Here is a 26,577-nt window from a genome sequence, read left to right as displayed (position 1 = left end):
GATCGCGCTCAGTAGTCGCGTTCGAAGAAGAGGCCGAGCGATGAGTTACCGTCGGAGGCGACGGCGCCCTTCGCCTTGAGGTCGCGGGTGATATCCAGATTGATCGTGGCTTCGGTGTTGCCCTCGGCGCCGGCCTGAACTCCGAGATAGATGTTGTCGCTGATATAGCGGCCGGCCTGCAGCGCGGCATTGCCTTCGGAGTCGGTGATCACGTCCAGCTCGTCGAGACCCGTTGCGCGCCGCAAATTTTGCAGGAGCGAGCTGTTGCCGCCGCCGGCGAGTTCGGCTGCCGCGGCCGCAAGCTGGGCGATCTGGGTTGCCGACAGTTCGCTCATGGAGCGCTTGAAGATCAACTGGGCGAGCACCTCGTCCTGGGGCAGTTCCGGTTGGGACGAGAACGTGATCTGAGGGTCGGAGACGCGGCCGCGCACGGAGATCGTGACGGTGATGCCGTTGCCTTGGGTGCTGGCGCTGAAATTGATGAACGGATCGAGGTCGCCGATCAGCGTGACACGGCCTTCGTCGAACACGATCCGCTGGCCGACGATCGCGATCCGGCCGCGAATCAGCTCAAACCCGCCGACCGGCTGCACGTTGGTCACCGGCCCGGTGACCCGGACGCGGCCGCCGAGTTCGGCATCGAGGCCGCGGCCACGCACGAAGATCTGGTTCGGCGCGCTGATCGAAATGTCGAGCTGAACGATGCTCGGCCGCGAGGCCGGCACAGGGGTGCCGCCGATCAGCTTGGCGCGCTTCAAGGTCGTGACCACGGCCTGCGGAGGATCGATCTGGACGACGTCGATGGCCGGGGCGGTCCCGCCGAAGGAGTCCGGGATCATGATCTCGGCCTTCTCGATCCGGAGATCGCCGGAGACCAGCGGATCGCGCGTGAGCCGGCCGGACATCTGCAGCGTGCCGTCTACGGTGGCGATGACCAGCTCGTCGTCGACATAGCGGGCCTGGTCGAGCGTCAGCCGCAGGTCGGCCGGGAAGCCGGCGCGCGGATCGATGGAGATGGTGCCGCCGGCGTTGAGGCTGCCGCCGCCGGCCACGGCCGCCCGAACGGTCCTGAGCGTGATGCGGTCGCCGTCGATGGTGCCATCGATGACAATGTCGTTGAGCCGAACCTTGGTGTCGGGATCGATCACCTGGGCGCCTGAGGTTCCGAAGCGCCCGTTGATCACCGGCTGCGTAAACGAGCCTCCGACGGCGGCATCGAAGGTCAGGACGCCGGAGACTTGCGTGCCGCGATCGGCGAGCTGCCGGTTGGCGAGCGACAGGGGAACGGAGCCCCGGGCCTGGAGATCGAGGCCCGAACCGGAGAGCGGCAGACGGCCGGAGGCCGACAGCGAGAGGCCCTGCGGCCCGCCGACATCGGTGGACTGGAGCGTCAATGTCTGGTCGGCGAACCGGCCGGAGGCGCGCAGTTCCAGCGGGGCCGCGCCGAATTCCGCCAGCGGCGCGGCGGAGAGGCCAGACCCGGAGATCGTGAAGTTGGCTGCGGGATTGGCCAGCGGGCCGGTGACTTTCGCTTCGCCGGTGATGGCGCCGGCAAGCGCCTGACCCGGCGCGAGCGCGTTGAGCGGCTCCAGCGGGAAGCGGGTGAGGGCGAGGGTGAGATCCAGCGATCCGTCGCCGAGCGGAACCGCGCCGTTTGCCGTGGCCCGGAAGCCTTCGGGGCTCGTCAGAGTGGCCTCGACGGTGAGCCGGTTCGCGGTGGACGAGCCGCGTGCCGTGAGATCGAGGGTGGACAGACCCGCCTGGCGAAGCTCGGCCGCGGTCAACGACCGTCCATTCAGGTCGAAACGCACGTTGGGTGCGTCGCGGGTGCCGCCGACATCGGCGGTGCCGGTGAGGGTGCCGCGCAGGCCGAGATCCGGCTTGATCGTGTTGGCGATGGCGAGCGGCAGAGCGGAGATCGCGACCTTGAGGTTCAACGTGTCGGCGATGGTGCCGTCGGCGGTGATCTCGCCGCTGCCAACCGCGAGCGCGAGGTCGTCGATATCGATGGATTGGCCGGCGATCACGATCGTCGTCTGCCGCTTCAGATGGGCGGCGAGATCGCCCTGGGCCAGGTCGGCCTTGGTGAGAACGAGCCGGAATCCGTCGCCTTCGGGCGCCAGCGTGCCCGTTGTGGCGATCGTGGTGCCGATCGAGAGCGCGGCATTGGCCGTGAAGTTGGTGCGCGCGCCCTCGCGCCGGGCGGTGGCGTCAAGATCGGTGACGGTGTAGCCGGCCGCGACGACATTCTTGGCGGAGACGGTGCCGTCGGCGGACGGCACCCCGAATAGATCATCCAGGCGTAGGGCGACGTCGGCGCTGTCCACGCGCGCGGCATCCACCACGAGCTGACGGATCTTGGCGTCGACGACCGCGCTCTGTTCGCCGTTCGCGTTGGCAAGCTCGATGTGCGCCTGGGCCGAGCCGCTCGCGTCCAGAAGCGCGAGCGCGGCGGCGACCGACACGTCCGGCGCGTTCAGGTCCAACGTGCCGGAGAAGAGCCCGTTTTCCGTCTGGGTCAGGTTGCCGGTCAATTCCGTGCCGCCAGCGACGAAGCTCAGGCCGGAAAGCCGCTTTTCGCCGCCGGTGACGGCGACGTTGGACGTCAGCGACACTTTGTGGCCGTCGAGGAACGCGTTCGCCGTGACGGCTCCGTCGAGGTTGTCGTCGCGCAAGGTGCCGTCGAAGCCGAGTGTGGCGTCGCGCAGCGGCCGGCCGGAAAGTGTTCCGGAGGGAACGCTCGCGTCGAAGGCGAGCGCGATGACATTCTCCTGGCCCTTGGCGGAGCCGTTCGCCGTCAGGCGGCCGGACGCCTGATCGGAGATCAAGGCGAGATCGGACAGGGCAAGGTCGAAGCCGAAATCGGCGTCCTCGCTGGAAAAGGTTCCGTCGGCGGTCAGCGTCATGTTGTCGTTGGCAAGCCGCAGCTTGTCGGCCTTGATGCCGGCCTCGCCGCGGCCGACACCGCCGGTGATGGTGGTCAGGCCGCCGAACAGATTGTCCGCGGCATCGATGCCCAGATGCAGGCCGTCGGCCTTGCCGTCGAGGGTCAGGTCGAACGCGCCGGTGATCGGGCGCACCTCGCCCTTGGCTTCCATATCCAACGCGCCGGCGAGATCGCGATTTGCGAGTGCGGAGAAGGGGGTCAGGCTTGCCGCCTTCAACGCGATGGTCCCCTGGAAGGCCGCTTCTTCGATTTGGCCGGCAAGCCGCGCTGAAAGGCCGTTGCCGGAAAGCTCGGCTTGGCTCAGCCGGATGGGCTGGCCCGCGGCCCAGGCTCCGTCGATCACCAGTTGGATGGTATCGCCGATCGCCGTGTCGAGCTCCGGCTTTTCGGAGGCCAGGCCCGCAACGGTGCCATCGATCCCGAACGTGACGCGCCTTGCGTCCGGATTGTTCAGGTTCTGCGCCAGGCCGCCGAGGATCACGCGCACGGTCTCCGCGGAAATGGTTCCGCTGGAGAGGCCGGTGAGCTCGATGCGGCCGTTCCAGTCTTCCCGGCCGCCTTCGCCGAAGGCGAGCTGGATCGTGCCGTCCTGAATGCTGGTGCCACCGCCACTCGGCAGCACCACCGCGTCGCCTTCAGGGTCAGCCAGCTTGCCATTAACGGATAGCCGGCGGAGGAAGCCGTCGGTGGTGGTCTCGGCCGATGCGGAAAGGGTCAACTGCGCGCTTGTCACGTCGAGCTGGTCGAGCACGAACCCGCCGCTGTCGCGCACCACGCCCGAGGCCGTCACGAGCCCGTTATTTCCGAAGAATTCGCGATGCTTGGGTGCGACCAGCTCGGCGATCGACCCCTCCAGCCGCGCCCGGAAGGCCAGGCCCTCGTCGCGCTGGCGCAGGCTGACGGCCCCGACGACGATCTGTCGATTGTCGGCGTCGAGGTTCATCGTCACGTCGAGATTGTCCAGCGGACCTTCGCCCTTGATGGTGAGGTCGACCGGCGGCTTGCCTTCCATGTTCAAGAGGTTGGCAACCACGCCGTTGGCCGGCTCGGAAAGGGCGAGGTCCAGCTTGAGAGCCCGGCTGGAATTGGAGAAGCCGGCTTCGAGCGCGAGCTGGCCACCTGGCCCGTCCAGGCGCTTGATCTGCAGCTTGGTGTCCAGGTCGCCGGAGGCGAGCTCCAGGTTTCCCGTCACCGCGAGCTCGGAAGCGAGCCCGAACACGCTTTGTCCGAATTTGAGGTGGGGAACGTCCAGCTCGCGCAAGATGACGGCCACCGGCAGCTCCGGCACCTGGAACGGCGCCGCCTCGGGCGAAGGCAGGCTCTTGTCCGGCAGCGGCGGTCGCGACATTTCGATGCTCTCGGCGGAGAGCTTGTCGATCGAGAGCCGGCGGCGGAACAAGGCCGCCCGGTTCCATTGGATCGAGGCATTCTGGATGCGAAGCCACACGCCGTTATCGTCGGCGACCGTAATTTGGCGGATGGTCGCGTTGGAGGAAAGCGCGCCCTGGATACCGGAAAGCCGGATCTGTCGATTCGGCGCGGAAAGCTGGTTTTCCACGAACCGAGTCAGGAAGGAGCGGTCGGCCTCTTCCGTATCCTGGGCGGCATCCTGCGCCAGCGCAGGCAGAGCGGTTAGGACGAGAAGGAGGGCGAGGAGGAGCCGGGTCAAAACGCCTGTCCTATGCCGACATAGAAAGCGACGCTCGGTTCGCCGTCACGCTGTTCCAACGGCACCGCCACGTCGAGGCGGATGGCGCCGACGCTGGTGAAATAGCGCAGACCCACGCCCGCGCCCAGCTTTACGTCCTGGTCGAAATCGGGCGTGGAGTCCGCGCCGACGAGGCCTGCGTCCAGGAAGGCTACCGCGCCGATCGTCTGGGTAAAGCGGCCTCGGACCTCGAACGAGCCTTCCAGCAGCGACTTGCCGCCGACCACGTTGTTGCCGACGTCGACGCCGATCGAGCGATAGGGATAGCCGCGCACCGAGCCGCCGCCACCGGCAAAGAACAGGAGGTCGGGCGGAAGCTCCGCGATCGAGGGACCGACCAGGGTCCCGATCTTGCCGCGGGCGGCCAGCACGATCCGGTTGTCGCCGTCGACGGCGTAGTAAGTGCGCGCCTCTGCGGTAAAGCGCGAGGCGGCGTTGGCGTAGTTGAACTCGTAGAAGGGCAGCGCGGTGACGTCGACATAGTGGCCGCGGGTGGCGTTGGTCGGGTCGTTGCGGCTGTCATAGGTGAAGGCGCCGAGGAAGCCACCGGTGGTGAAATCGCGGGTGCCGTAGACGTCGTCCTCGAACTCCGCGACCTGGCCGGTCAGGAAGCCGCGCGCCGACAACTCCTTGGAGAATTGGTGGTTGATGCCGGCCTGGCCGCTCACACCCGTCTTGGTATAGGTGTCGAGCACCTCGCGTTCGCCATAGATGGAGGCCACGAAGTTGGAATCCGGCGTGCCGACGCCGGGCTTGGTGAACGTGGCCCCGGCGCGATAGGTGAAATCTTCCGGATCCACCTTGTTGTCGAAGTTCGCGACCTTGCCGTCGATCCGGAGCTGTTCGGCGCGACCGAACAAGTTGCGGTGCAGCCAGTAGGCCTCCAGTCCGAGCCCGTCGATACTGGAGAATGAACCGCCGACGCCAATCCGGTGCAGCTTGCGTTCGCGCACGATCACATGCATCGGCAGGCTGCCGTCGGGCTCGATCGTTTCGTTCTCCTCCACCCGCAGCGACGAAAACACGTCCAGCTTGGCGAGCCGGTCGCTGGCTCGCTGAACGGCGTCCGGGTCGAATTCCTCGCCCTGCTTGAAGCCGGCCATATAGGCGACGAAGTCGGGATCCATCCGTTTGGTGCCGCTCACGCTGGTCGGGCCGAAATAGGCTTTGCGTCCGGGCTCCATCTCAAGTTCGGCATTGACGGTGTCGGAAGGGTGTACGGCACTGACATGGCGCGGGCCGGCTTTCGCCTTGGCGTAGCCTTGCTGGCGCCATGCCTCGACGGCGCGGGCTTCCGCCTGCAGGATGACCGTCGAGCGAGCCGGCTGCCCGGTCTGAAAGCCGCCGCTCTCCGGCGTCGGCACCACGTCGCGCCGGTTTGTGGGATAAGGCGCCTGGTTGCGGATCGTGGCCTTGTCGAACAGGAACAGCGGCCCCGGATCGACGCTGATGCGGACATCGGCTGTGTCGGGAAACGTGGCGTCGAAGGGCAGGTCGGCCGCCTGCTGGCCGTCGATTGTGATGGAGACGGTGCCGCCGTAGCGGGCGTTGGCATAAAGCGCATAGACCAGGTTGCGGTAGTCGCCGCGGGCTTTGGCCAGAAGACCGGCCGCGCCGGACGCCGGTCTCTTGCGGTCGCGCCAAAGGCTGGAGGCGCCTTTCAGGCTGCTCTCCACATCCGTGTCGCCCGGAACGTCGAACGTCACATCATAAGGTTGGGGCTCGCCGATGACGTCGGTCGTCTCCGCGTCGTCGGACCCGCTCCCGAACAATTTAATGCCGAACAGCTCGAATGCCGCCGCCGGCGCAGGCGCGAGCGCAGCGGCAAACCCCGCCGCCCAGGCGAAAGCCAAGGTCGGTAGCCGGATCGCGTTCATTCGTCTTCGTTCGTCGCTTTGACCGGCCATTCGCTCGCTGTCGCCTACGTCTCCGCCGCCTGCTTTTTTCCACGAACGCGGTGCCGGGTTCAAGCAACGGGCGGGAGGAGGGTTAGCGGAAGGTGACGAATCCGACCGAGGGCTGGCGGAAAGGTAACACCTGCCTGCGCTGTCACAAGAATTTGACCCGCCGGGGTCACGCTGACCGGTTTTCGGTCTCAGGCCGCATTGCCTGGGTGAGGGGTGTCGCCGAAAGGCCGTGAACGACGACGGAGGCGAACACCACCAGGCTCAGGATCGGCCACAGATCGATCCCGGCCTCCTCTTGGGACAGAACCGCGTAATAGGTCGTCGCCACTCCGATCGGCCCGAACCAGCCGAGAAAGGCCGCATCACGAACGGTCTTCATCTCGCGCGTGAGGGGACAGAGCGCGAGCCACCAGGGCAGTCGCCTGAGCAGGAGAATGGCGGCCGCAAAGACGACGCCAGGCCAACCCAGGTTTCCCCAGGCGCTCCATGGCAGCATCAGACCGATCAGGATGAAGACCGGCAGATCGAAAAAGCGGCTGATGGCCTCCTGCATGTGCTCATGCCGGGTCTGGCGCTCGGTGACGACGCGATTGAGCATCAAGCCGGCGGCGAACACCGCCAGAATGCCGTCGCTTCCGATCAATCGGACACCGGCCAGCACGGTTAGCGAAAGGGCGAGGCCGACGGTGATGGTGGACGGGTTTTCGGTGAAGGGTTGCTTATAGGCCCAGGAAAGAAGCCTCCCGGCCAGCCAGCCCGCGGCCAGGCCGATCGCAATGGCACCGCAGATCTCCCAGAGAAAGACGCGAACGATCCACTCCGAAAGCGCTTCCGGCGGTGCTTTGGTGAGAAGCAGGATCGCAAGCATCACGAACAGAAGCGCCAAGCCGTCGTTGGCGCCGCTTTCCGCCGTGAGCAGGTGGCGCAGCCGATCCGGCAACCGGGCTTCGGCGAGTTGGCCGCCGGTGATCGACCCGGCGACCACCGGATCGGTGGGAGCGAGGGCGGCGCCGATCAGGAGCGCTGTCAGAAGAGGTGCTCCAAGGATGAGATAGGCGAGGAGGGCGCTCGTGATCCACATCAGCGGCAGGCCGATCGCCAGCGCAACGACCAGGTCGCGCAGCCGGTTGAGTTCGTAGCGGGTCGGAAGCCGCAGGGCGGCGCCCATGACCGCGATGGCCAGCGTAACGCGCGCCACCTCCTTGAGCAGGGTGAAGCGATCGACCGGAAGGTCGGCGAGATCGATCAACCGCCAGGCCGACGGTCCGATCAGGATGCCCAGGGCGAGACAAATCGTGGTTTCCGACACCCACAGCCGGCTTTTCACATAGCCGGCGACGATGCCCAGAACGAACACCGTGCCCGCGGAGACCGCGAGCGCTGCATTGAAGTCCATCGGCTTGCCACCTCGGTGGGCCGGTCCGGCGGATGGGGTCCTGCACCCTGCTCGACCGGGCGCCCGTCTCGATGTTTGTGAACCGTTGATATCTACGATCGTTCCGACATTTCAGGCTTTCCACCGGATTTCAGCCACCTGTCCTCTTTTTGTTCTAGATTTGCGAGTGCTTCTGAATTCGGTTTCAGGTTGAGTTTTCGATAAAGTGAAAGCTGATCGGGAGATGAATGATTTCTATTCAAAGGCTGGTGGGATGCGTTGTTCTACACGTGGGGGCATGGGATCGATTGTCTGATCTTGCCGGGGCGATGTTTGACTTTCACAGCCCGCGCTGACAGTTTGAGGCGACAATGCGTCGGGGCGACGCTCCGACTGCTGCTTGCGTTTGTCGTGCTTATTGCGACGGCCCTGCGGTGGCGGTCGGCTTTGGGGGCGGCCGCCGGCGGTGTTGGGGCGCTGTGGCGGACGTGAGGCCAAAAACGGGACGACACATGTTTAAGAAGATCATGCTGCCGATCGATCTCGAGCACGTCGAACGGCTGGAAAAGGCGCTGCATGTGGGGGTGGATCTTGCCCGTCTCTACGGCAGCACGATCTGCCTGGTGGGCGTGACCGCGGAAACGCCGACCGCGATTGCGCACAATCCCTCCGAATATGCGCAGAAGCTGCAGGCGGTGGCGGCCGATCTTGCGGAGACCAACGAGGTCACCGCCGAGGCGGTGGCCTACGCCGCCCACGATCCGGCGGTCGACCTGGACAAGACGCTGCTGCAGGCGGCGCGGGAAGCGGAGGCGGACCTGATCGTTATCGCGTCCCATGTCCCCGGACTGCCGGAGCACCTGTTCGCCTCCCACGGCGGCGCGGTGGCCTCCCACGCGACGATGTCCGTGATGGTGATACGATAGCAATAGCAAATCCAGGAAAAGTGGGAGCCGGTTTTCCGTCCGGATTTGCGAAGGAAAAACGAAATCCAGGAAAAGTGGGAGCCGGTTTTCCGCCCTGATTTGCGAAGGAACAACCAAACTTCAGGACAAGCGGACCAGCGTCCCGCTTGGATTTTTGAAGCAAAACGACGCCGGGGACTCTGAAACCGGGCGTCCGTCCGGGCTTCTCGCAAGCCGGACACTCAAGCGCCTGCCGGCGCCGCGACCATCTGCCCAAAAGAACAATCACGCGAGGACAGTGCCGTGAACGACCAATTGGACTCAGATGAGGCGAATGACGAAGCCGCCATCGTCACGCCCGACGGCGAGGCCGATCTGATCGACACCGACTACACGGTCGGTCAGGACAACATCCAACCGCAGATCGGCCCGGTCTATTTCGACATTCACAACCCGGTCTTCATGATTTCGGGTTTGACGATCATCGCCTTCGTCATCTTCGCCGTGTCGGCGCCGGAGCAGGCGAGCACGATGTTCGGCTGGCTGCAGCCGACGCTGACCTCGACCTTCGACGTCCTGTTCCTGTTTGCCGGCGACGTGTTCGTGATCCTGGCGCTGGTGCTGATGATTTCGCCTCTGGGCAAGGTGCGGATCGGCGGAACGGAGGCGACCCCGGACTATTCCTATTCCGGCTGGTTCGCGATGCTGTTTGCCGCCGGCATGGGCATCGGCCTGATGTTCTTCGGCGTGTCGGAACCGATCACGCACTACACCTCCTCGCTCGCGGCCGATGCGGGCTCGCCGGACAGTTGGGCGCCGCTTGCCGGCGCTGCGGGCATGGAGATGGAGGCGCGCCGGCTCGGCATGGCGGCGACCATCTTCCACTGGGGTCTCCACCCCTGGGCGATCTACGCCGTCGTCGGCCTGTCGCTGGCGATTTTCGCCTTCAACAAGGGCCTGCCGCTCTCCGTGCGGTCGATGTTCTACCCGATCTTCGGCGAGCGGGTTTGGGGCTGGACCGGGCACATCATCGACACGCTAGCAGTGTTTGCGACGCTGTTCGGGCTTGCGACCTCGCTCGGGATCGGCGCCCAGCAGGCCAACGCCGGCTTGGACTTCCTGTTCGGCATTCCGCAGAACGACATCTCCATGGTGATCCTGATCTGCGCGATCACGGGCGTTGCGCTATTGTCGGTGGTGGCGGGCCTCGATGCCGGCGTGAAGCGCCTGTCGGAAATCAACATGGTGCTCGCGGCCCTGCTTCTGGGCTTCGTGATCCTGGTCGGTCCGACGCTGGTGATCGCCACCGGCTTCTTCGGCAACCTGGTCGCCTACCTGGAATATCTGCCCGCGCTTTCCAACCCGTTCGGCCGGGCGGATACCAACTTCAGCCAAGGCTGGACTTCGTTCTACTGGGCCTGGTGGATCTCCTGGTCGCCGTTCGTGGGCATGTTCATCGCCCGCGTCAGCCGCGGCCGGACGGTGCGCGAGTTCATCTTCTGCGTACTTCTGATCCCCTCGCTGGTGTCGGTTCTGTGGATGACCGCTTTCGGCGGCACCGCCATCACCATGCTGAACGAGGGTCATCAGGCTATCGCCGATGCCGATCTGGAGCTGAAGCTGTTCGTCATGCTCGACGAGCTGCCGCTGGCCGTGATCACCTCCTTCATCGCGATCGTGCTGGTGATCGTGTTCTTCGTGACCTCCTCCGATTCCGGCTCGCTGGTGATCGACACTATCACCGCCGGCGGCAAGGTGGACGCGCCGGTGCCCCAGCGCGTGTTCTGGGCGACGTTCGAGGGCGTGGTGGCGATCGTGCTGCTTCTGGGTGGCGGACTCACCGCGTTGCAGGCGGCGGCCGTCTCCACCGGGTTGCCGTTCGCCCTGGTGCTCCTGTTGGCCTCCGTCGCGCTGGTCAAAGGCTTGCTCAGCGAGCCGCGAACCGCGAAGTAAAGCAAACTCGGAGAGTGGGGGACATCTCCCGCTCTCCGCCAGCTTGCCCTCGATCAAGTCGTTCGGGCCGTCCGGACCCGTGTCCTACAGCATCTCGTAGAGCGACAGCCGAACGGCGGAGTTCAACCGCGCGCCGGATCCGATCGCCAACACGCGGTTGAGCCACGCCGTGCGCGGATCGGCGGTCACGAAACGGGCATGGGTGCGCATGTAGTAGCACGCCGGGTCCACCGGCTCTCCACGGGCGATCGCCGCCAGCACCTCGGCAGGGCCATGGCGCAGCCCGAAATTCTGTACTTCCACGATCGCGCCCTCGTCGGTTTCGAAGGCATAGCGGGCGTCGAGTTCGGCGACGCCGTCGCCGCGAACCGTCTGCCAGTCCGCCCCGATCGGCAGGATCCGGCCATTGAGCCGCTCGCCGCGCACCACGCCCCCGACAATCGGAATGATGCGATGCTTACCTTTGGCGCCGTCGCCCAGCTCGTGCGGCGGCGACAGGGTTACGTCGAAATCGCACAGATGGCGAAGGAGCGGGGCGGGCAGGCTGATTTCGCTGTCGGTCATTGCACGGTCCGCGGCAGGAATTGAACGAGGGTCGCGAACGCTAGAACCTTTTCCGTTCAGGAGGAACCACCTGAGCGACTAGAAACGGGCCCGGATTCAAGAGCTTGAGCAAGTCCGTTTCGTTCAGGTCGATGCAGTCTGGACGTGCTCGAGCAGCAGCACCGGGCGGAAGAGATACGTCCGCGCGACCGACATGCCTCCGCCGCTCGCGTATGGGTGAAGGAGCGGCGGAGACCGTGGCCGATCAGATCATGCCGCCGTTCACGCGGATGACCTGGCCGTTGACCCAGCCACCGTCGGCTCCGACCAGCCAGGAGACGGCGCCGGCGATTTCGTCGGGTTGGCCGAGACGGCCGAACGGGATCCGCCCGGTGGCCGTGGCGATTTCCTCTTCGGTCTTGTCCTGCATGAAAAGCTTGGTCTCGACGGGACCCGGTGCGATGGCGTTGACGGTGATGCCGCGCTTGGCGACCTCCTTGGAGAGGACATGGGTCATGGCCTCGACCGCGGCTTTCGTCGCCGCATAGACGCCATAGGTGGGCGGATAGGCGCCGACGACGCTGGACGAAAAGCTGACAATGCGACCACCGTCGGCGAGCCGCCGGCTCGCTTCGCGCAAGCCGCGAAACACGCCGCCGATATTGACCGCCAGATGCTGATCGAAGGTGTCGTCATCGACGTCGGCAAGCGGGGCGAGCTTCATCATGCCGGCATTGTTGATCAGCACGTCGACGCTCCCAAATGCGGCTTCGGCGGCCTCGAAGAGGGTCGGAACGCCTTCCGGGGCACCGACATCGGCTTGCGCCACGATGGCGTGGCCGTTGGCGACGGCGATGGCGTCCGCGATCTCCTCGGCGCCGGTGCGGTCGCTCGCGTAGTTGACGACGACGTTCAAGCCGTCGGCGGCCAGCCGCGTGGCAATGGCCGCCCCGATGCCTTTCGAGGCGCCGGTTACGATCGCGGTGCGGGGTTTGGTCTCAGTCATCATTGGCTCCTTCCCGGTAGGGATTTGCTGCCGGGAATTTAGGAACCTGCGGCCGGCGTATAATCATCTTCCGCTTGTCATCATCATTCGGTTCGGGCGAACAATCCCCCATGGATCGTTTCGACCGGATGCGGCTTTTGGTGCGAATTGTGGAACGGGCGAGCTTCACGGCTGCCGCGGCCGATCTCGGCGTGCCGCGCTCGACCGCCACGGAGGCAATCCGGCGTTTGGAGGACGAGCTCGGCGCCCGACTTCTGGAGCGCACCACCCGCCACGTCGCGCCGACGCTCGATGGCGCGGACTTCTATCGCCGCTGCGTGACCATCCTGGCGGACCTGGAAGAGGCGGAAGGGGCGTTGCGCCAGTCCGAACCGCGCGGCCTCTTGCGCATCGATGCGCACCCGCTCTTGACCCAGACCTTCATTCTGCCGCGCCTGCCGGACTTTCTGGCGCGCTATCCCCAGATCGATCTCCATATCGGGCAGGGCGACCGGTTGGTGGATCTTGTGCGCGAGGGGGTGGATTGCGTCATCCGGGCCGGAGAACTCGACGGCGACACCGGCATCGCGAGACGGCTGACGTCGATTCAGGAAATCACGGTGGCGAGCCCGGCCTATCTTGATCGGTATGGTGTGCCCGATACGCCCGATGACCTTGCAGGCCATCTCATGGTCGGCTTCGTCTCGTCGCGAACCGGCAGCGTGATGCCGCTTGAATTCCGGGTGGAGGAAAAGGTCTGCGAGATCCGGCTACCGAGCCGGGTGACCTGCAACAACTCCGATACGGTGGTGGCCTTGGCCCGGGCGGGATATGGCCTCATGCAAGCCCCGCGCTATCGGTTTGCCGCCGACCTGGCCGAGGGACGGCTGGTCGAGGTACTGGCTGCGATCCGCCCCGCGCCTACGCCCCTGAGCGTGCTCTACTCCCAGAACCGACAGACCGCCCCGCGTCTGCGGGTCTTCCTCGATTGGATCAGCGACGTGTTCGCCGAGGCGGATCTGTCCTGACGACCGCGCGTCCTCGGAGGCGTTTGAAGGCGACGTGCGAACCGGCGTGCCGTCCCGAAAATCCGGACATGCTCAAGCGATCGAAACTAGGCCGCGTCGATGGCATGCACCATGGAGTGATAGACCTCGCGCGCCTGATCCAGCTTCTCCGCCGCGATGGCGCGGCGTTCTTCCAGATCCGCAATCGACGACATCAGCTTGTCGCGCCGTTGCCGGGCCGCCCGCGCGGCCGTGGAATAGGCGAAATGCGTGGGTTCGAAGACGCCGGTGCGCTTCTCTTCAGCCGCAATCTGGCTGTCGAGATCGTCGGCGATCCGACGGAAATCGGCGATCATCGCGTCCGATTGCGCGAGCTGGCGTTCCAGCTCCCGGACTTCGAACTCCTTGTTTCTGACTGAGCTTTCTCGCGGCTTCATGACGCCCTTACTCCCCATACCGGAAGCCGACCCTAGCGAGAGATCGTTTCCAAAGAGTTGGCGGAAAATGCCGTGATTCCGGGCTCGCCGTTAGGTTTTCGGAAATGGGTATGAAGCGAATCTTAGCTGGTAACGCTTCGTTTACGGCTCTTGTTCACCATGCGGGCTGGGTCGGTCGTACGCCCACGCGGGCAGGCGGCCGGACACATTTTAGAAAACGGTTTGCCATTCTCGCTTGCGCGGGCGCTGGCGGGCCCAATCGACTGGCGGGAAAAATGCCTGTCTGGCAATGGGTTAAAATGAACCGTGAATTAGCGTCGGTACAGGCCTTCAGGCCGGTTTCGGCATTTGTTAACCAATATGGGTCAGTCTCTCGAATCGGGGAACGGACCACGTTGGCACCGAAAGCCCGGACTGCGACGAAATTCACAGATGTGCGGGCGGGTGGCACGAGGGGATTGGCATGCGCGTTTTGCTAATCGAGGACGACCGCGCCACGGCGCAGAGCATCGAGCTGATGCTGAATTCCGAGAAGTTCAATGTCTACATCACCGATCTCGGTGAGGAGGGCATCGATCTCGGAAAGCTCTATGACTACGACATCATCCTTCTCGATCTGAATCTGCCGGATGTGTCGGGTTATGAGGTCTTGCGCACGTTGCGTGTCTCGAAGGTCGGGACACCAATCCTGATCCTGTCGGGCCTCGGCAATATCGAGGACAAGGTGCGTGGTCTCGGCTTCGGAGCCGACGACTATATGACGAAGCCGTTCCACAAGGACGAACTCGTCGCGCGCATCAATGCGATTGTGCGTCGCTCCAAGGGACACGCCCAGTCGGTCATTCGTACCGGCGAGCTTGCGGTCAATCTCGACACCAAGACGGTGGAGGTCGGCGGCCAGCGCGTGCACCTGACGGGTAAGGAGTACCAGATGCTGGAACTCCTCTCCCTGCGCAAAGGCACCACGCTGACCAAGGAGATGTTCCTGAACCATCTCTATGGCGGCATGGACGAGCCGGAGCTCAAGATCATCGACGTGTTCATCTGCAAGCTGCGTAAGAAGTTGTCCGCAGCGACCGGGGGCAAGAACTACATCGAGACCGTATGGGGTCGCGGCTATGTCCTTCGGGAGCTCGACGTCGACGAGGAAGTGGCCAAGGAAACGGCCTGAGGCATCAGGTATTTCCGGGGCAATCCGGTCGCTTCGCGTCTCGGCCGGCGGTGTGCCGCCGTCCTGGTCCGGCGTATTCGAACGCGTTCTATGCACCAGATCTTTCGATCCGAGCGACCGGGTCGTGAAATCGCCGTTCCGACGGCCCTCAGGCCGCCGTCAGCGTGAAGCGCTCGCCATCGAGTGCCGCAGTCGCCTTCATGTCCGCCTCCCGCAGCAGGAGCCGGGTCAGATAGGGCTGGATCGAGTGCGGATCGATCGGTCCTTCATCGGTCTCGCCCGTCAGAAGACCCGTGGTGTCGGGAATCCGGGCGTTGATCCCTTCCGCATCCACACGGATTTTCATGCGTTCGCCGTCCATCTCCGCCGCAACCCGGATGAGGCCGCCGCGCGGGATCGCGCGGACCGCGAACAGGGCGAGGTTCAAAAGGACCTTGACCGCGGATCGCGGAGCGACCGCGATCGGCAGCTCGATCTCCAGGTCCGCGCGCTCATGCTCGAAATGATGGGTGAGCAGCTTGGTCGCGTCGGCAAGGTCGATCATCGAGCCGGCGGATCCGCCGGCGCCATAGGCCAGCCGCATGAGCTGCAGCGCCGCGGAGGCCTGGCGCGCGCTCTTCTCCACGAGCTGCATGGCGAGCTCGCGCGTTTCTTCCGAATCGTCGCTCTCCAAAAGCTCCAGGCCGTTGGTGATCGCGCCAACCGGACCGACCACGTCGTGGCAAATCCGGCTCGCCAGAAGGCTCGCAAGGTCGACGGAGCCAAGGATCTCGTCGTTGGACACGAAATCGAATTCCCTTGTGTGTGGTGGAGGTCGCGGACGATGAAGCGATTCGCGCGGATCTGCGAGCGTTACACGCGCAAGCTGGACCTGCCAACCATGCTGCTTGCCGGAGACTGAAGACATGACCGCGCCGTCGTTTGCTTCCCCGTCCGTCCGTCCGATCGTGGCGCTTCTTGCCCTGGTCGCTACCCTGATGATCCCGCTCGCCGCCCAGGCGCAGCAATCTCTCCAGCCGTCGCAGTCGACCGCTCCCTATCAGACCCAGCCGGGTGCTCCTCAGTCCCTGGAGCCGGCCGCGGGGCCGGAGCCGACCCCCTACCAGCCGGGGGGCGAGACCTATAGCCCCGACGAGATCTCCCAGGCCGGCCATAAATTCTTCGGCGAAGTGTCCGGCGGGCTGGCCACCATCATCGAGAAGGCGTTCTCCAGCTATGGCGCGCCCAACGCCTATATTCTGGGCGAGGAAGCGTCCGGTGCGCTGGTGGGTGGCCTGCGCTATGGCGAAGGCACGCTCTACACCCGGCTCGGTCAAACCAAGGTGTATTGGCAGGGGCCGTCGATTGGTTGGGATTTCGGTGGCGATGGCGCCCGGGTGATGACGCTGGTCTATGATCTGCCGTCGGTCGAGGCGATTTTCCAGCGCTATGTCGGCGTCAATGGCTCCGCCTATCTGGTCGGCGGCTTTGGAATGACGCTGCTGGCCGCCGACACGACCTATATTCTGCCGGTTCGCTCCGGCGTGGGCGCCCGGCTGGGGATCAATCTCGGCTATCTGAAGTTCACGCGGAAGCCCACCTGGAACCCGTTTTGAGGGGCCATTTGACCTTGGCGTGCCGGTGGCGTTCAGCTTGCAACCACTGAAAAACAGTGAAGTGGCCCGATCCTGTTGTTCGCGTTAAGAGAGGGCACCGGGATGTGTGGTCCGGGTCGTCGACCGAGTGTCGGCGGTGCGCGGGGCGTTGCCGTCCGCGAGCGGTTCGGAGGATGATGTGGACGATCGGCTGTCGCTGCTTGTGACCTATGGCCCGCTCGCCGGGTTTGTCCTCGCGTTGGTGTTCGCCCTGTTCTGGCGACGGGCGGCGAAGCGCGCGCGCCAGCAGGCCGAGCGCGCCAAGCCGTTGGCGCAGGCGGAAGCGCGGGCCGAACGCGACGTCTACCGTGCCGAACATGCTGTTGAACTCCGGGCGATGGAGCAGCGCCTGGAAGAGACCAAGGAGCAGCTCGCCAAGGCGCGGCTGGAGATCGCCCGCGACAACAAGCTGCAGTTCGATTTGAACCGGGCGCTGGAGCGTGCGGTGGAGGCGGAATCGGCGCAGGCGCGGCTGGAACGGGAACTGGCCGATGAGCGCAGCCGCGCGTCGACCGCGGAAAGCCGGGCGTCCGAGCGCGAGCGCGAAGCCACGGCCCAGGCGAATCGGATCGCGGAAGCCGAGCGGGCCGCGGAGGAGCTGCGCACACAGCTCAACGAGGTGCAGGCGGCCTTGACGGAGGCGCGCGGTCAGCTCGCACGGCGCGAGGAGGAGGCCGGAACCGCCGCCACGCGGATTGCCGCCCTTACCCAGCAGCTCGACGACCTGCGCGCCGCACAGGTTAGCGGCGAGGAAGTCGAAGCCCTGCGCACCAGCCTCAGCCGCGCAAACGAGGCTGCGGCGGCGGAAAAAGCGCAACGCGGCGAGGCGGAACGCAAGCTCGCCGAGCGTGAGAAGGCCGCGGCGGACGCCGAGAACCGGCTGCATGACGCGGAGGATCGCGCCAAGACGGCGGAAGCCGAGCGTGCCGATGCCGCCCGCCGTCTTAGCGAGCAGGCCGGAAGCCTCAAGGAGGCGGGCGAGGCCCGGGCGGAAGCCGAACGCCGTCTGCGCGAGCATCTTTCGCGCGGCGACCAGGATCGGGTGATGGCGGAGTCCGCACGGGCGCGCATCGATCTCTTGTCGCAGGAGCTGTCGGACCTCAGGTCTGCGCGCGTCAGCGGCGACGAGGTGGCGGCGCTGCGCGCGAACCTGGCCGATGCGAACGCGGCCCTTGCGCAGGAAAAGAGCCGGCGGATGGAGGCCGAGGCCGTGGCCGAGCAGGCCAAACATGCCGCACCCGCCGCACCTGCCGTGTCGGCGGCACCGGCCGAGGCGCCGGAGCAACGTCTCGCCGACGGGGAAGAGATCGCCCGCCTGGGGCGCAGCCTCACCGACGCCAACAACGCGCTCGCTCAGGAAAAGAGCCGGCGGATGGGCTTGGAGAGCGAGATCGAGCGCCTCCGCAAGGCGGTTGCGGAGGCGGAGACGGCCGGCGAAGCGGCGCGCGCTGCGGCGGCCTCTGCGGCCACCGCCGATACCCCGGCTCCGGTCGCGACCGCTCCCGTTGCCACGGCGGTGACGGTCGCCTCCTCACAGGCGGACGGGCCGGTGAGCGACGATCTGCGTCATGAGCTGGAACGTCTGAGGGCGGAGAATGCCGCGCTTGCCCGCTATGCCGATGGCCATGGCGACATGGATCGTCTGGAGACGGCGGTGCTGCGGGAGCGGCTCCAGGATATGGCCTCCGAGATCGCGGTAATGGCCGCCAAGATCCGCCGTGAGGCGCTGGCCGACGGCGACGACACCCCGCTCAAGGGCGAGAGCAACGATCCGATTGGCGCACCCGACCGCGATGCGCAAAGTCTCGCTGCGCGCGTCAAGGCGCTCAGCCGTCGCCGCATGGCGTAGCGGACAAGAAACGCTCGCGAATTCGGTACGCGCGCGCTGATCGACGACTACGCAGCGGCTGGAATTGCGCAGTCGGCTGCCTGTTCGGTGCGTCACGACTGCGTCGAACCGATGGACGGCGCGACGGATTGCGTGACAGTTTCGAATATTTCTGATCTTCTTTTAAAAACAACGCTGCAAAAGCGCTGAGGGGAGGGGCGGGACGCGCCGCCGATTGTCTCTGTGGAGATCCGGTTTCTTAGGGTCGTTTCGCCGGCCAAGGCGCCGCTTGCGCGCAAGCGGACGCCTCCGGAGCGATTGCAGCCGGACCTTGGTTCGTCAGGATGAGAGATGCGCGCGGAAGCGGCGTCGATCGGTGTGTGCGGAACCCTGGAGGGAGGAGGCGATTGGCTGCGACCAGCTCGTGCGATGATCCTGCCGTGGCAGCCCGCAAAAGCGAGGAGCTTTTGGCGGCCCTTGGCGAGCGCGAGCCGGAAACGGTCGATCATCTGCGCCGCGTCGCCGCCATCGCCAAGGCTGTCGCGTCCGATCTCGGCTGGCCCGAGGACCAGGTGCGCTGGGCGACCTATGGGGCGCTCCTCCACGATATCGGCAAGATGCGCATTCCGCAGGGGCTGACCTACAAGCCGGGACCGCTAACGCAGATCGAAGAAACCGCCATGCGCGCGCACGTCGACCACGGGGTCCGGCTCGTGGCGGCGTTCGGCTTCCCGGAGACGGTGATTCGGGTCGTGGCGGAGCATCACGAGCGGCTGGACGGAAGCGGCTATCCCCACGGCCTCGTAGGGGACCGCATCTGCCGAGAGGCGCGGCTGGTGATGCTGGCGGACATCGCCGACGCGATGCTGTCGCGGCGTCCGTACAAGGAGCCGATGAGCCTTGAAGACGTGCGTCTGGCCTTCGAGGTGGGGCGAGGCACGCTGTTCGATGCCGATCTGATCGACCCGGTGCTGAAGCGGCTTCAGGCGTGCGCCGGTGAGAAGGATGCGGGGCCGACGCTGACGTAAAACCATTCCGGTTTCGCGGCTGGTCAGAACGGCCCGAAGGCACAAAAAAGGGGAAGCGGATCCGCTTCCCCTTCTTGCAATTTTTAATTCAGCCGATTGCGCACCGAATCCATGCTCTGCGCGACCAGGTCGTCGGCCACCTGGCCCTTGACCTTGTCGGAGAGGATCCGCTCCGCAGCGGCGATCGCCAGATCGGCGGCGCGCGCGCGAACTTCCGCCACGGCCTGGTTCTCGGCCTGGGAGATCTTGTCTTCGGCCGCCTTGGTCCGCCGTGCGATCATGTCCTCGAGTTTGGCATTCGCCTCCTCGGTCATGCGTTCCGCTTCGGACTTGGCGTCGGCGACGATCTGCTCGGCCTCTTCCTCGGCTTCGCGGCGCTTGCGCTGGTAGTCCGCCAGCAACGCCTGGGCCTCTTCGCGCAGGCGGCGCGCCTCGTCGAGCTCCTTGCGGATGCGGTCGGCGCGACCGTCCAGCGAGCGGACGATCAGGCCGGGCACCCCGTAATAGACGAGGATCGCCAGAAAGATGATCAGGCTGATCAGCGCCCAAAAAGCGTCAGCGGGTCCCATCTCGGCTACTCCTTCGCCGCCTTGACGGCGGTCGCGATTTCCGACCGATCGACGCTGAGCGCTCCGATGGTGTCGATCACGGCCTCCGCGGCATCGGTCGCGATGCCTTCGACCTCGCCAAGCGCTTGCTGCTTGATCTCGGCGATCTGAGTCTCCGCCGATCCGATCTTCTCGTTCAGATCGGCCTCCGCCTTGCGGCGGCGGGCCTCGATATCCGCCTTGATCTGCTCGCGCCGATCGGAAGCGATCGAATGGGCCTTCTTCCGGGCTTCGGCAAGCTCGGTCTCATAGGCCTCGATCGCCGCGTCGGTTTCTTCGCGCAGCCGTTCCGCTTCGCCCAGATCGCCGGCGATGCGATCGCGCCGGTCCTCCAGGATCCCGCCGAGCCGGGGCACGATGACCCGGATCATCAGGAAGTAGAGCAATCCGAAGGAAACGACGAGCCAGAACAGATGGGACGGAAACGTTGCCGCGTCGAACGCCGGAAACGCACTCTCCGCACCGATCGGCGCATCAACGGGTGCTGTGTGGGCGGCTTCGGCTGCCTGCCGCGCCAAGCCTTCGCTGGCCATCGCGTTACGTCCTCTTCCGCCGGCGTTCTAGTGAACGCCGGCCGTACCAAACGAGGTAGACGAACCGTCTGAGATTAGACGGCGAACAGGAGCAGCAGCGCGATCAGAAGCGAGAAGATGCCCAGCGCTTCCGTCACGGCGAAGCCGAAGATCAGACGACCGAACTGGCCATCGGCAGCCGACGGATTGCGCAGCGCGCCCGCCAGATAGTTGCCGAAGATGTGGCCGAGACCGATACCGGCACCACCGAGACCGAGGCAGGCGATACCCGCACCGATGAACTTCGCAGCTTCAGCTTCCATGAGGTTTGCTCCTTCACGTGGAAATTTAGTCGGGTTGGTCGGGCGCGGACCGTCAGTGCGACGGATGCAGCGCGTCGTTCAGGTAAAGACAGGTCAGAACCGCGAACACATAGGCCTGCAGCGCGGCGACCAGGAACTCCAGGGCCGTGATGGCTACCGTCATGATCAGCGGCAGGATCGCGCCGACGATGCCGATCGCGCCAAGCGCGCCCAGCCCGGCGACGAAGGCGGCGAACACCTTCAGCGTGATGTGGCCGGCAAGCATGTTGGCGAACAGACGAACCGAGAGGCTGACCGGACGAGAGATGAACGAGATCACCTCGATCGCGCTGACCAGCGGCAGGATCGCCATCGGCACGCCTTCGGGCACGAACAGCTTGAAGAAGCCGAAGCCGTGGCGCCGGATACCCGCCACGACCACCGTCAAAATCACCAGCATGGAGAAGGCGAAGGTGACGATGAGCTGGCTGGTGACGGTGTAGAAATAGGGGAACATCCCGATCAGGTTGGCAACCAGGATGAACATGAACAGGGAGAACACCAGCGGGAAGAAGCGCATGCCTTCCGCGCCCGCCGAACTCCTGAGCATCGAGGCGGAAAACTCGTAGCTCATCTCCGCCATGGACTGCCACCGCGTCGGCACCAGGCCGCGCCCGCCGGTCGACAGGATCAGGAAGGCGGCAACGATGCCGGTCGTGACCAACATGAACAAAGAGACGTTGGTGAAGGAGAGGTCGACCCCGCCGACTTGAACGTCGACGATGGGATGAACCTCGAACTGATGGATCGGATCGAGCGCGCCTTCTGCCGCCACTTGCCCCGTTCTCCTCGCTGTCGGCGCCGGCCGCTATTGACCGTCGCCTCCGTCTTCGTTGACCCGCCTTTTGCCGGGTTCCGGGGTTTGGATCAACCCCGCCGATCGCAACACGTTCACAACACCGGCTGCGAAGCCGAGTAAAAGAAAAACTATGAGGCCCCAGGGCGAAGTGCCGAGCCATTCGTCAAGAAACCAGCCGAGGCCGGCCCCGACGGCGATGCCGCCGATAAACTCCGAACTCAGCCGCAAAGCCTGACCGAGGCCCGTAAAGGTGCTTGACGGCCCAGATCCCCGTCCGGAGCGCTTCTCTTCGGACGCTCGCTGAGCCGCGATCTTGCCCTTGAGCTGTTGCAGCCGGTCCGACAGGTCGCCCGTGTCGGAGGCTTTGGAGTGCTGGTCGTCTTCGCCCGCCATATCCACTCGACAGTGTACCCGGCCCGCCGGCACACACCGGAGACCCCCGACGCATGCCCGAAAGCCGTTGGCGGACACGGGTAAAAGGCCACCACCAACCCCTTAAGTCGCGGCGAACGTTATGCAGCGCGCAAAGACAGAGTCAAGCTGCGGTGGACGGCCCTGGAATGTTCAGTGTTCCAAGGGGCTTGGCTGGCTCGCCGACCCTTGAGCCGTTCGGCGCCTCACGGACACACGAAACGCCTCTAAGTTATTGTTTTAGCGAGCTTCCGCTCGGAACGTCCGGATTTATGGGTCCTGACCCTAGACCGCCTCGCGGAAACGTTCGGCGGTCTCCAGATCGACCGAGACGAGTTGGGAAACACCCTTTTCGGCCATGGTGACCCCGAACAGGCGGTGCATCCGCGCCATGGTGATCGGATTGTGGGTGATGATCAGGAAGCGGGTCTCGGTGCGCCGCGTCATCTCCGCCACCAGGTCGCAGAAGCGTTCGACGTTGGCATCGTCCAGCGGGGCGTCGACCTCGTCCAGCACGCAGATCGGAGCCGGATTGGTGAGGAACACCGCGAAGATCAGCGCCATGGCCGTCAACGCCTGTTCGCCGCCCGACAGAAGGCTGAGAACCTGCGGCTTCTTGCCGGGCGGCCGGGCGATGATCTCCAGACCCGCTTCCAGCGGATCGTCGGCCTCCACCAGCGTCAATTCCGCTTCGCCGCCGCCGAACAGGTGGGTGAACAGCGTCTTGAAGTGGTTGTTGACGGTATCGAACGCGGCAATCAGCCGCTCTCGCGCCTCGCGGTTGAGGCTGGAAATCGCCTGACGGAATTGGGCGATCGCGGTCACGATGTCGTCGCGTTCCCGCGTCAAGGTGTCGCGGCGCTCTTCCAGCTCCCGCAATTCCTCCTCGGCACGCAGGTTGACACCACCGAGACGCTCGCGCTCGGCCTTCAGCCGGTCGAGCCGTGTCTCCGCGCTGGCCATGTCGGGAACCGGCGCGTCCGCGTTCAGCCCGCCGATTCGCGCGGCCTCCTGCGGCGAACATTCCAGTGTTTCTTCGATCTCTTCCGCAAGCGCGGTTTCCCGGTCGCGGGCGGCGGTCAGGCGCTCCTCCGCGCGCACGAGCGCTTCGCGGGCACCGCTTAAGGTCTCCAGCGCGGCCTTCGCAGCCCGGTCGGCCTCCGTCAGCGTCGCTTCGGCCGTGCTGCGCGCATCCGAGGCTTCGGCGAGGGCGGTTTCCGCCGCGGCGATTTCATTTGCGAGCGCGCGCCGGCGACGATCGTGATCCTCCGGCTGGTCGAGCAGCTTCGCGCGCTCCGCCTCGGCCTCCGCCTTCCGCGTGTCGAGCTCGCCGCGGTGGGAGGCGGCCGTCTCGATTCGGTTGCGCCAGCTCGCCAGTTCGCGGGTGATCGCCGCCTTGCGGTTGCTCCTGAGCTCGTTTTCGCGGCGTTCTCCGTCAAGCCGGGAGCGGGCTTCCGAAACGGCCTTGCGCAGCTCGGCGACCTTGGTGTCGGCGACCTGACGAGAATCGGCCAGCGCGGTCAGGTCGGGCGCGGCCTCAAAGGCGGTGCGGGCGGCCTCCCGGGCCTCTTCGGCGGAGGCCAGCGCGGCTTCGGCGCGGCTGGCGGCTTCCGCAAGCGCGCTGCGCCGATTTTCAAGCTGGGCGGCTTCCTTTTCGGCGGCGGCGAGCCGGTTGCGGGCCGCGCGGGTGGCTTCGGCGGCTGAGCGAACCTTGTCGCGGGCGGCCTTTTCGGCGTTGGCGGCCTGCGTCGCGCTGTCCCGGGCGCGGGTGAGAGCGGCCTGATCCTCCGCCAAGGCCGCCTTGGCCGTCTCGATCTCGGCGGCGAGCGCATCCAGCCGGTTTTTCTGTGCAAGCCGTTGGGCGGCCGCCGTGGGGGCGTCGGCGCGGGCGGTGAGTCCGTCCCAACGCCAGAAGTCGCCCTGCCGGGAGACTAGCCGCTGGCCGGACTTCAGCGATGCCTGCAGTCGGGCGCCGTCGCCGGCGTCCACGACGCCGATCTGGCGCAACCGGCGCTGCAACTCCGTCGGGGCGCGGACATGGGCGGAAAGGGCCTCGGCCCCCTCCGGCAGTGCCGGGTCCCCGGCGTCTTCCGGCGTCGCGGCCCAGTAGATCGCGGCGTCGGTGTCGAGAGCGGCATCGAGATCGTCGCCAAGGGCGGCGCCGAGAGCGACTTCGTACCCGCTATCCACAGAAATCGCGTCGACCACCGGGGGAAAGCGGTCGTCGCCGGCGGTCGCCAGCACCGCTTTCAGCGTCCGCGCCTCGGTTTCCAACGCCGAGATCGCTTTTTCCCGCTCGCTGACGGGGCCGAGCGCGGCATCCACTCTCTCGCGCGCCTCGGCGGCGGCCGCTGTCGCGGTTTCGGCGGCCGTCGTGGCGTCCTGCTCGGCGGCTTCGGCGGCCTCCAGATGGCCGCGGGCTTCCGCGACGCCGCTGGTCTTGTCGAGCTCGGCCTGGATCTTGGTCAGGTCGGTACGCACCTTGTCGCGCTCGGCGGTCAGGCGTTCCACGTCGCGCTCGGTCCGCGTGCGGTCCTGCTCCAGCCGCCGGCGCTCCGCGCTGGCCTCGGCTTCCGCGCGGGTGGCCTGGGTCTGGGCGGCTTCGGCCTGCGTCAGAGCGGCCTGTTCGTCGGCAAGCCGGGACTCGGCTTCGGCGCGCCGTTCCTCCGCGCCCGCGTCCGCCGCAGCCAGGGTCTTGGCCTCTTCGTCGAGCCGGGCCATCGCCTCTTCGGCGTCGGACAGCACGGTGGCTTCGCGGGCGATGTCGGAGGCGATCTGGGAAATCCGCCGCTCCAGTTCGGCGAGTCGCTCGCGCATCCGCCGCTCCTCGTCGTCGAGCGCGGTCGCGGCGTGTTTCAGGCGCTGCAAGGTGGCGCCGGCGGCGGCTTCCTTGTCGCGCAGCTCCGGCACCTTGGCGGCGGCGACCGCCTGGTCGCGGGCCGCGGTGGTCTGGGTATCGGAAGCGGCGGAGGCGGCTTCCTTGGCTTCGCCCAGGGTCTCGGCGGCGGCGCGGGTCGCTTCGGTGGCGGCGCGCCAGCGCAGATGCAGCACCAGCGCCTCGATCTTGCGGATCTCGGCGGAGAGCGACCGATAGCGGGTGGCCTGGCGCGCCTGGCGTTTCAGGCTTTCAAGCTGGGAGCCGATCTCGCCGACCACGTCCTCGACCCGGTCGAGATTCTGCTCCGCGGCGCGCAGGCGCAGCTCTGCCTCGTGGCGGCGGGCGTGAAGGCCGGAGATGCCGGCGGCCTCTTCCAGGATCTGCCGGCGCGAGGTGGGCTTGGCGTTGATCAGCTCGCCGATCTGGCCCTGGCGGACCATGGAAGGCGAGCGCGAGCCGGTGGAGGCGTCGGCGAACAGGAGCTGGACGTCGCGGGCGCGCACCTCGCGTCCGTTCACGCGGTAGACCGAGCCGGAATCCCGCTCGATCCGCCGACTGATCTCCAGCGAATCATCGCTGTTGAAGGTGACCGGCGCGGTGCGGTCGGAATTGTCGAGCAGGATGGAGACTTCGGCGACGTTGCGCGCCGGCCGCTTGCCGGACCCGGCGAAGATCACATCGTCCATGCCGGAGGCGCGCATGGACTTGTAGGAGCTTTCGCCCATCACCCAGCGCAGCGCCTCGACCAGGTTCGACTTGCCGCAGCCGTTCGGCCCGACCACCCCGGTCATGCCCGGCTCGATCAGGAGATCGGCCGGGTCGACGAAGGACTTGAAGCCGGAAAGACGCAGCCGAGCGAACTTCATGCCTGCGGCACCTTCCCGGCAGGATACCGACTAGCTACCGCTCTCCTCGTCGATGACCTTGGAAAACTCCTCAATATCACGCGCTCCCCTGAGCATGCGCCCGTTGATGAAGAAGGTCGGCGTCGAGTTCACGCCAAAGTCGCGCGCCGCCTTGTCCTTCACCTCGTTCACTCCGTCGAGAAGCTCCTGATTCGTCAAGCACGCCTCGAAGCTTTCTTGTGTGAATCCGGCCTGTTTCGCGAGATTCAGGAGCGCGGACACCGGGTCCTTCGAGTAGGCCCACTGGCGCTGCTTGTCGAACAGGAGATCCGTCATCTCGAAATACTGATCGTCCGGAGCGCAGCGCGACAGCATGGCGCCGGCCGCGGCGAGCGGATCGAGCGGGAAGTCGCGGAAGATGAAGTAGACCTTGCCCGTGTCGATATATTTCTCCTTCAACTCAGGCAGGGTGGCGTCGTGGAAGTGGGCGCAGTGGGGGCAGGTGAGCGAGGCGTACTCGACGATCGTCACCGGCGCGTCTTCCGATCCCATCGCCATGTCCGGCAGAGGGCCCTCGGCCATCAGTTCCTTCACGTCGACGGTCTGCTCCGCGCCCTGGGCGAAGGCGGCTGGGGCGGACGCCGCAAGCGCGAGCGCGGCGCCAACGGCGAGGACGGTCCTTCGGGTAAGCGTCACGTCAGTTCTCCTCGTTCACGCGCCCGGAACGGACGCCG

Annotated in this window: 21 protein-coding genes; 7 read left to right on the top strand and 14 right to left on the bottom strand. The window is 65.9% G+C overall.

What is annotated here, in order from left to right; all coding sequences use genetic code 11:
- Window positions 1-8: 8 nt before the first annotated feature.
- The 3 genes from HNS03_RS20615 to HNS03_RS20605 form a co-directional block, all read right to left on the bottom strand.
- Window positions 9-4,616: a translocation/assembly module TamB domain-containing protein gene (locus HNS03_RS20615; RefSeq protein WP_367197937.1), complete on the bottom strand. Its 4,608-nt coding sequence runs from the start codon at window positions 4,614-4,616 to the stop codon at window positions 9-11.
- Window positions 4,613-6,532 carry an autotransporter assembly complex family protein gene (locus tag HNS03_RS20610; protein ID WP_367197936.1) on the bottom strand — a complete coding sequence of 640 codons (1,920 nt, stop codon included), beginning with the start codon at window positions 6,530-6,532 and terminating at the stop codon, window positions 4,613-4,615. The genes HNS03_RS20615 and HNS03_RS20610 overlap by 4 nt, the downstream gene beginning before the upstream one ends.
- 196 nt (window positions 6,533-6,728) lie before the next feature.
- Window positions 6,729-7,958 carry a cation:proton antiporter gene (locus HNS03_RS20605; RefSeq protein WP_367197935.1) on the bottom strand — a complete coding sequence of 410 codons (1,230 nt, stop codon included), beginning with the start codon at window positions 7,956-7,958 and terminating at the stop codon, window positions 6,729-6,731.
- Window positions 7,959-8,449: 491 nt separating this feature from the next.
- Here HNS03_RS20605 and HNS03_RS20600 point away from each other — a divergent pair, with 491 nt between their 5' ends.
- On the top strand, window positions 8,450-8,863 hold the full coding sequence (locus HNS03_RS20600) for a universal stress protein (RefSeq protein ID WP_367197934.1): 414 nt from the start codon (window positions 8,450-8,452) through the stop codon (window positions 8,861-8,863).
- Between the two features lie 282 nt (window positions 8,864-9,145).
- Window positions 9,146-10,795, top strand: coding sequence for a BCCT family transporter (locus HNS03_RS20595; RefSeq protein ID WP_367197933.1), 1,650 nt, complete (start codon window positions 9,146-9,148; stop codon window positions 10,793-10,795).
- An 84-nt stretch (window positions 10,796-10,879) separates the two neighbouring features.
- On the opposite strand, the gene HNS03_RS20590 is transcribed toward HNS03_RS20595, so the two are convergent.
- Window positions 10,880-11,359 carry a DUF3237 domain-containing protein gene (locus tag HNS03_RS20590; RefSeq protein ID WP_367197932.1) on the bottom strand — a complete coding sequence of 160 codons (480 nt, stop codon included), beginning with the start codon at window positions 11,357-11,359 and terminating at the stop codon, window positions 10,880-10,882.
- 244 nt (window positions 11,360-11,603) lie between these two features.
- Entirely contained in the window at window positions 11,604-12,344 is a 741-nt protein-coding gene (locus HNS03_RS20585; protein ID WP_367197931.1) for an SDR family oxidoreductase, read from the bottom strand.
- 110 nt (window positions 12,345-12,454) lie between these two features.
- Between HNS03_RS20585 and HNS03_RS20580 the strand changes: the two genes are divergently transcribed.
- Window positions 12,455-13,351: a LysR family transcriptional regulator gene (locus tag HNS03_RS20580; protein WP_367197930.1), complete on the top strand. Its 897-nt coding sequence runs from the start codon at window positions 12,455-12,457 to the stop codon at window positions 13,349-13,351.
- Window positions 13,352-13,437: 86 nt separating this feature from the next.
- Here HNS03_RS20580 and HNS03_RS20575 read toward each other — a convergent pair whose 3' ends face one another.
- Window positions 13,438-13,767 carry a hypothetical protein gene (locus tag HNS03_RS20575; RefSeq protein WP_367197929.1) on the bottom strand — a complete coding sequence of 110 codons (330 nt, stop codon included), beginning with the start codon at window positions 13,765-13,767 and terminating at the stop codon, window positions 13,438-13,440.
- Between the two features lie 463 nt (window positions 13,768-14,230).
- Between HNS03_RS20575 and ctrA the strand changes: the two genes are divergently transcribed.
- A complete protein-coding gene (ctrA, locus tag HNS03_RS20570) occupies window positions 14,231-14,938 on the top strand; it encodes a response regulator transcription factor CtrA (RefSeq protein WP_367197928.1) in 708 nt (235 codons plus the stop codon).
- Between the two features lie 148 nt (window positions 14,939-15,086).
- Here the strand turns inward: ctrA and HNS03_RS20565 are convergent, their stop codons facing one another.
- Complete coding sequence (locus tag HNS03_RS20565) at window positions 15,087-15,722, bottom strand: histidine phosphotransferase family protein (protein WP_367197927.1); 636 nt, start codon at window positions 15,720-15,722, stop codon at window positions 15,087-15,089.
- Window positions 15,723-15,843: 121 nt separating this feature from the next.
- On the opposite strand from HNS03_RS20565, the gene HNS03_RS20560 reads away from it, so the two are divergent.
- From HNS03_RS20560 to HNS03_RS20550, 3 genes are all read left to right on the top strand, one after another.
- A complete protein-coding gene (locus HNS03_RS20560; protein WP_367197926.1) occupies window positions 15,844-16,533 on the top strand; it encodes an EipA family protein in 690 nt (229 codons plus the stop codon).
- A gap of 106 nt (window positions 16,534-16,639) precedes the next feature.
- Window positions 16,640-18,421, top strand: a complete 1,782-nt coding sequence (locus tag HNS03_RS20555; protein WP_367197925.1) for a hypothetical protein — start codon at window positions 16,640-16,642, stop codon at window positions 18,419-18,421.
- A gap of 386 nt (window positions 18,422-18,807) precedes the next feature.
- Window positions 18,808-19,428, top strand: coding sequence for an HD-GYP domain-containing protein (locus HNS03_RS20550; protein ID WP_367197924.1), 621 nt, complete (start codon window positions 18,808-18,810; stop codon window positions 19,426-19,428).
- Window positions 19,429-19,511: 83 nt separating this feature from the next.
- Here HNS03_RS20550 and HNS03_RS20545 read toward each other — a convergent pair whose 3' ends face one another.
- The 7 genes from HNS03_RS20545 to HNS03_RS20515 all read right to left on the bottom strand — a co-directional run bounded on the left by HNS03_RS20545 (window position 19,512) and on the right by HNS03_RS20515 (window position 26,539).
- Window positions 19,512-19,997 (bottom strand): F0F1 ATP synthase subunit B, encoded by a 486-nt coding sequence (locus HNS03_RS20545; RefSeq protein ID WP_367197923.1) that lies wholly within the window; start codon window positions 19,995-19,997, stop codon window positions 19,512-19,514.
- Window positions 19,998-20,002: 5 nt separating this feature from the next.
- Window positions 20,003-20,569 carry a F0F1 ATP synthase subunit B gene (locus HNS03_RS20540; protein WP_367197922.1) on the bottom strand — a complete coding sequence of 189 codons (567 nt, stop codon included), beginning with the start codon at window positions 20,567-20,569 and terminating at the stop codon, window positions 20,003-20,005.
- Window positions 20,570-20,643: 74 nt separating this feature from the next.
- Entirely contained in the window at window positions 20,644-20,871 is a 228-nt protein-coding gene (locus tag HNS03_RS20535; RefSeq protein WP_018700796.1) for a F0F1 ATP synthase subunit C, read from the bottom strand.
- A gap of 52 nt (window positions 20,872-20,923) precedes the next feature.
- Window positions 20,924-21,685 (bottom strand): F0F1 ATP synthase subunit A, encoded by a 762-nt coding sequence (locus HNS03_RS20530; RefSeq protein ID WP_367197921.1) that lies wholly within the window; start codon window positions 21,683-21,685, stop codon window positions 20,924-20,926.
- 33 nt (window positions 21,686-21,718) lie between these two features.
- Window positions 21,719-22,102, bottom strand: a complete 384-nt coding sequence (locus HNS03_RS20525) for an AtpZ/AtpI family protein (RefSeq protein ID WP_367197920.1) — start codon at window positions 22,100-22,102, stop codon at window positions 21,719-21,721.
- Window positions 22,103-22,405: 303 nt separating this feature from the next.
- Complete coding sequence (gene smc, locus HNS03_RS20520) at window positions 22,406-25,864, bottom strand: chromosome segregation protein SMC (protein ID WP_367197919.1); 3,459 nt, start codon at window positions 25,862-25,864, stop codon at window positions 22,406-22,408.
- Between the two features lie 30 nt (window positions 25,865-25,894).
- Window positions 25,895-26,539, bottom strand: a complete 645-nt coding sequence (locus HNS03_RS20515) for a DsbA family protein (RefSeq protein WP_367197918.1) — start codon at window positions 26,537-26,539, stop codon at window positions 25,895-25,897.
- Between the last annotated feature and the right edge of the window lie 38 nt (window positions 26,540-26,577).

The organism is Amorphus sp. 3PC139-8, from assembly GCF_040750475.1.
GTDB lineage: Bacteria > Pseudomonadota > Alphaproteobacteria > Rhizobiales > Amorphaceae > Amorphus.
The sequence above is the reverse complement of the archived record's forward strand: the minus strand, read 5'-3'. Positions and strand labels throughout refer to the sequence as shown.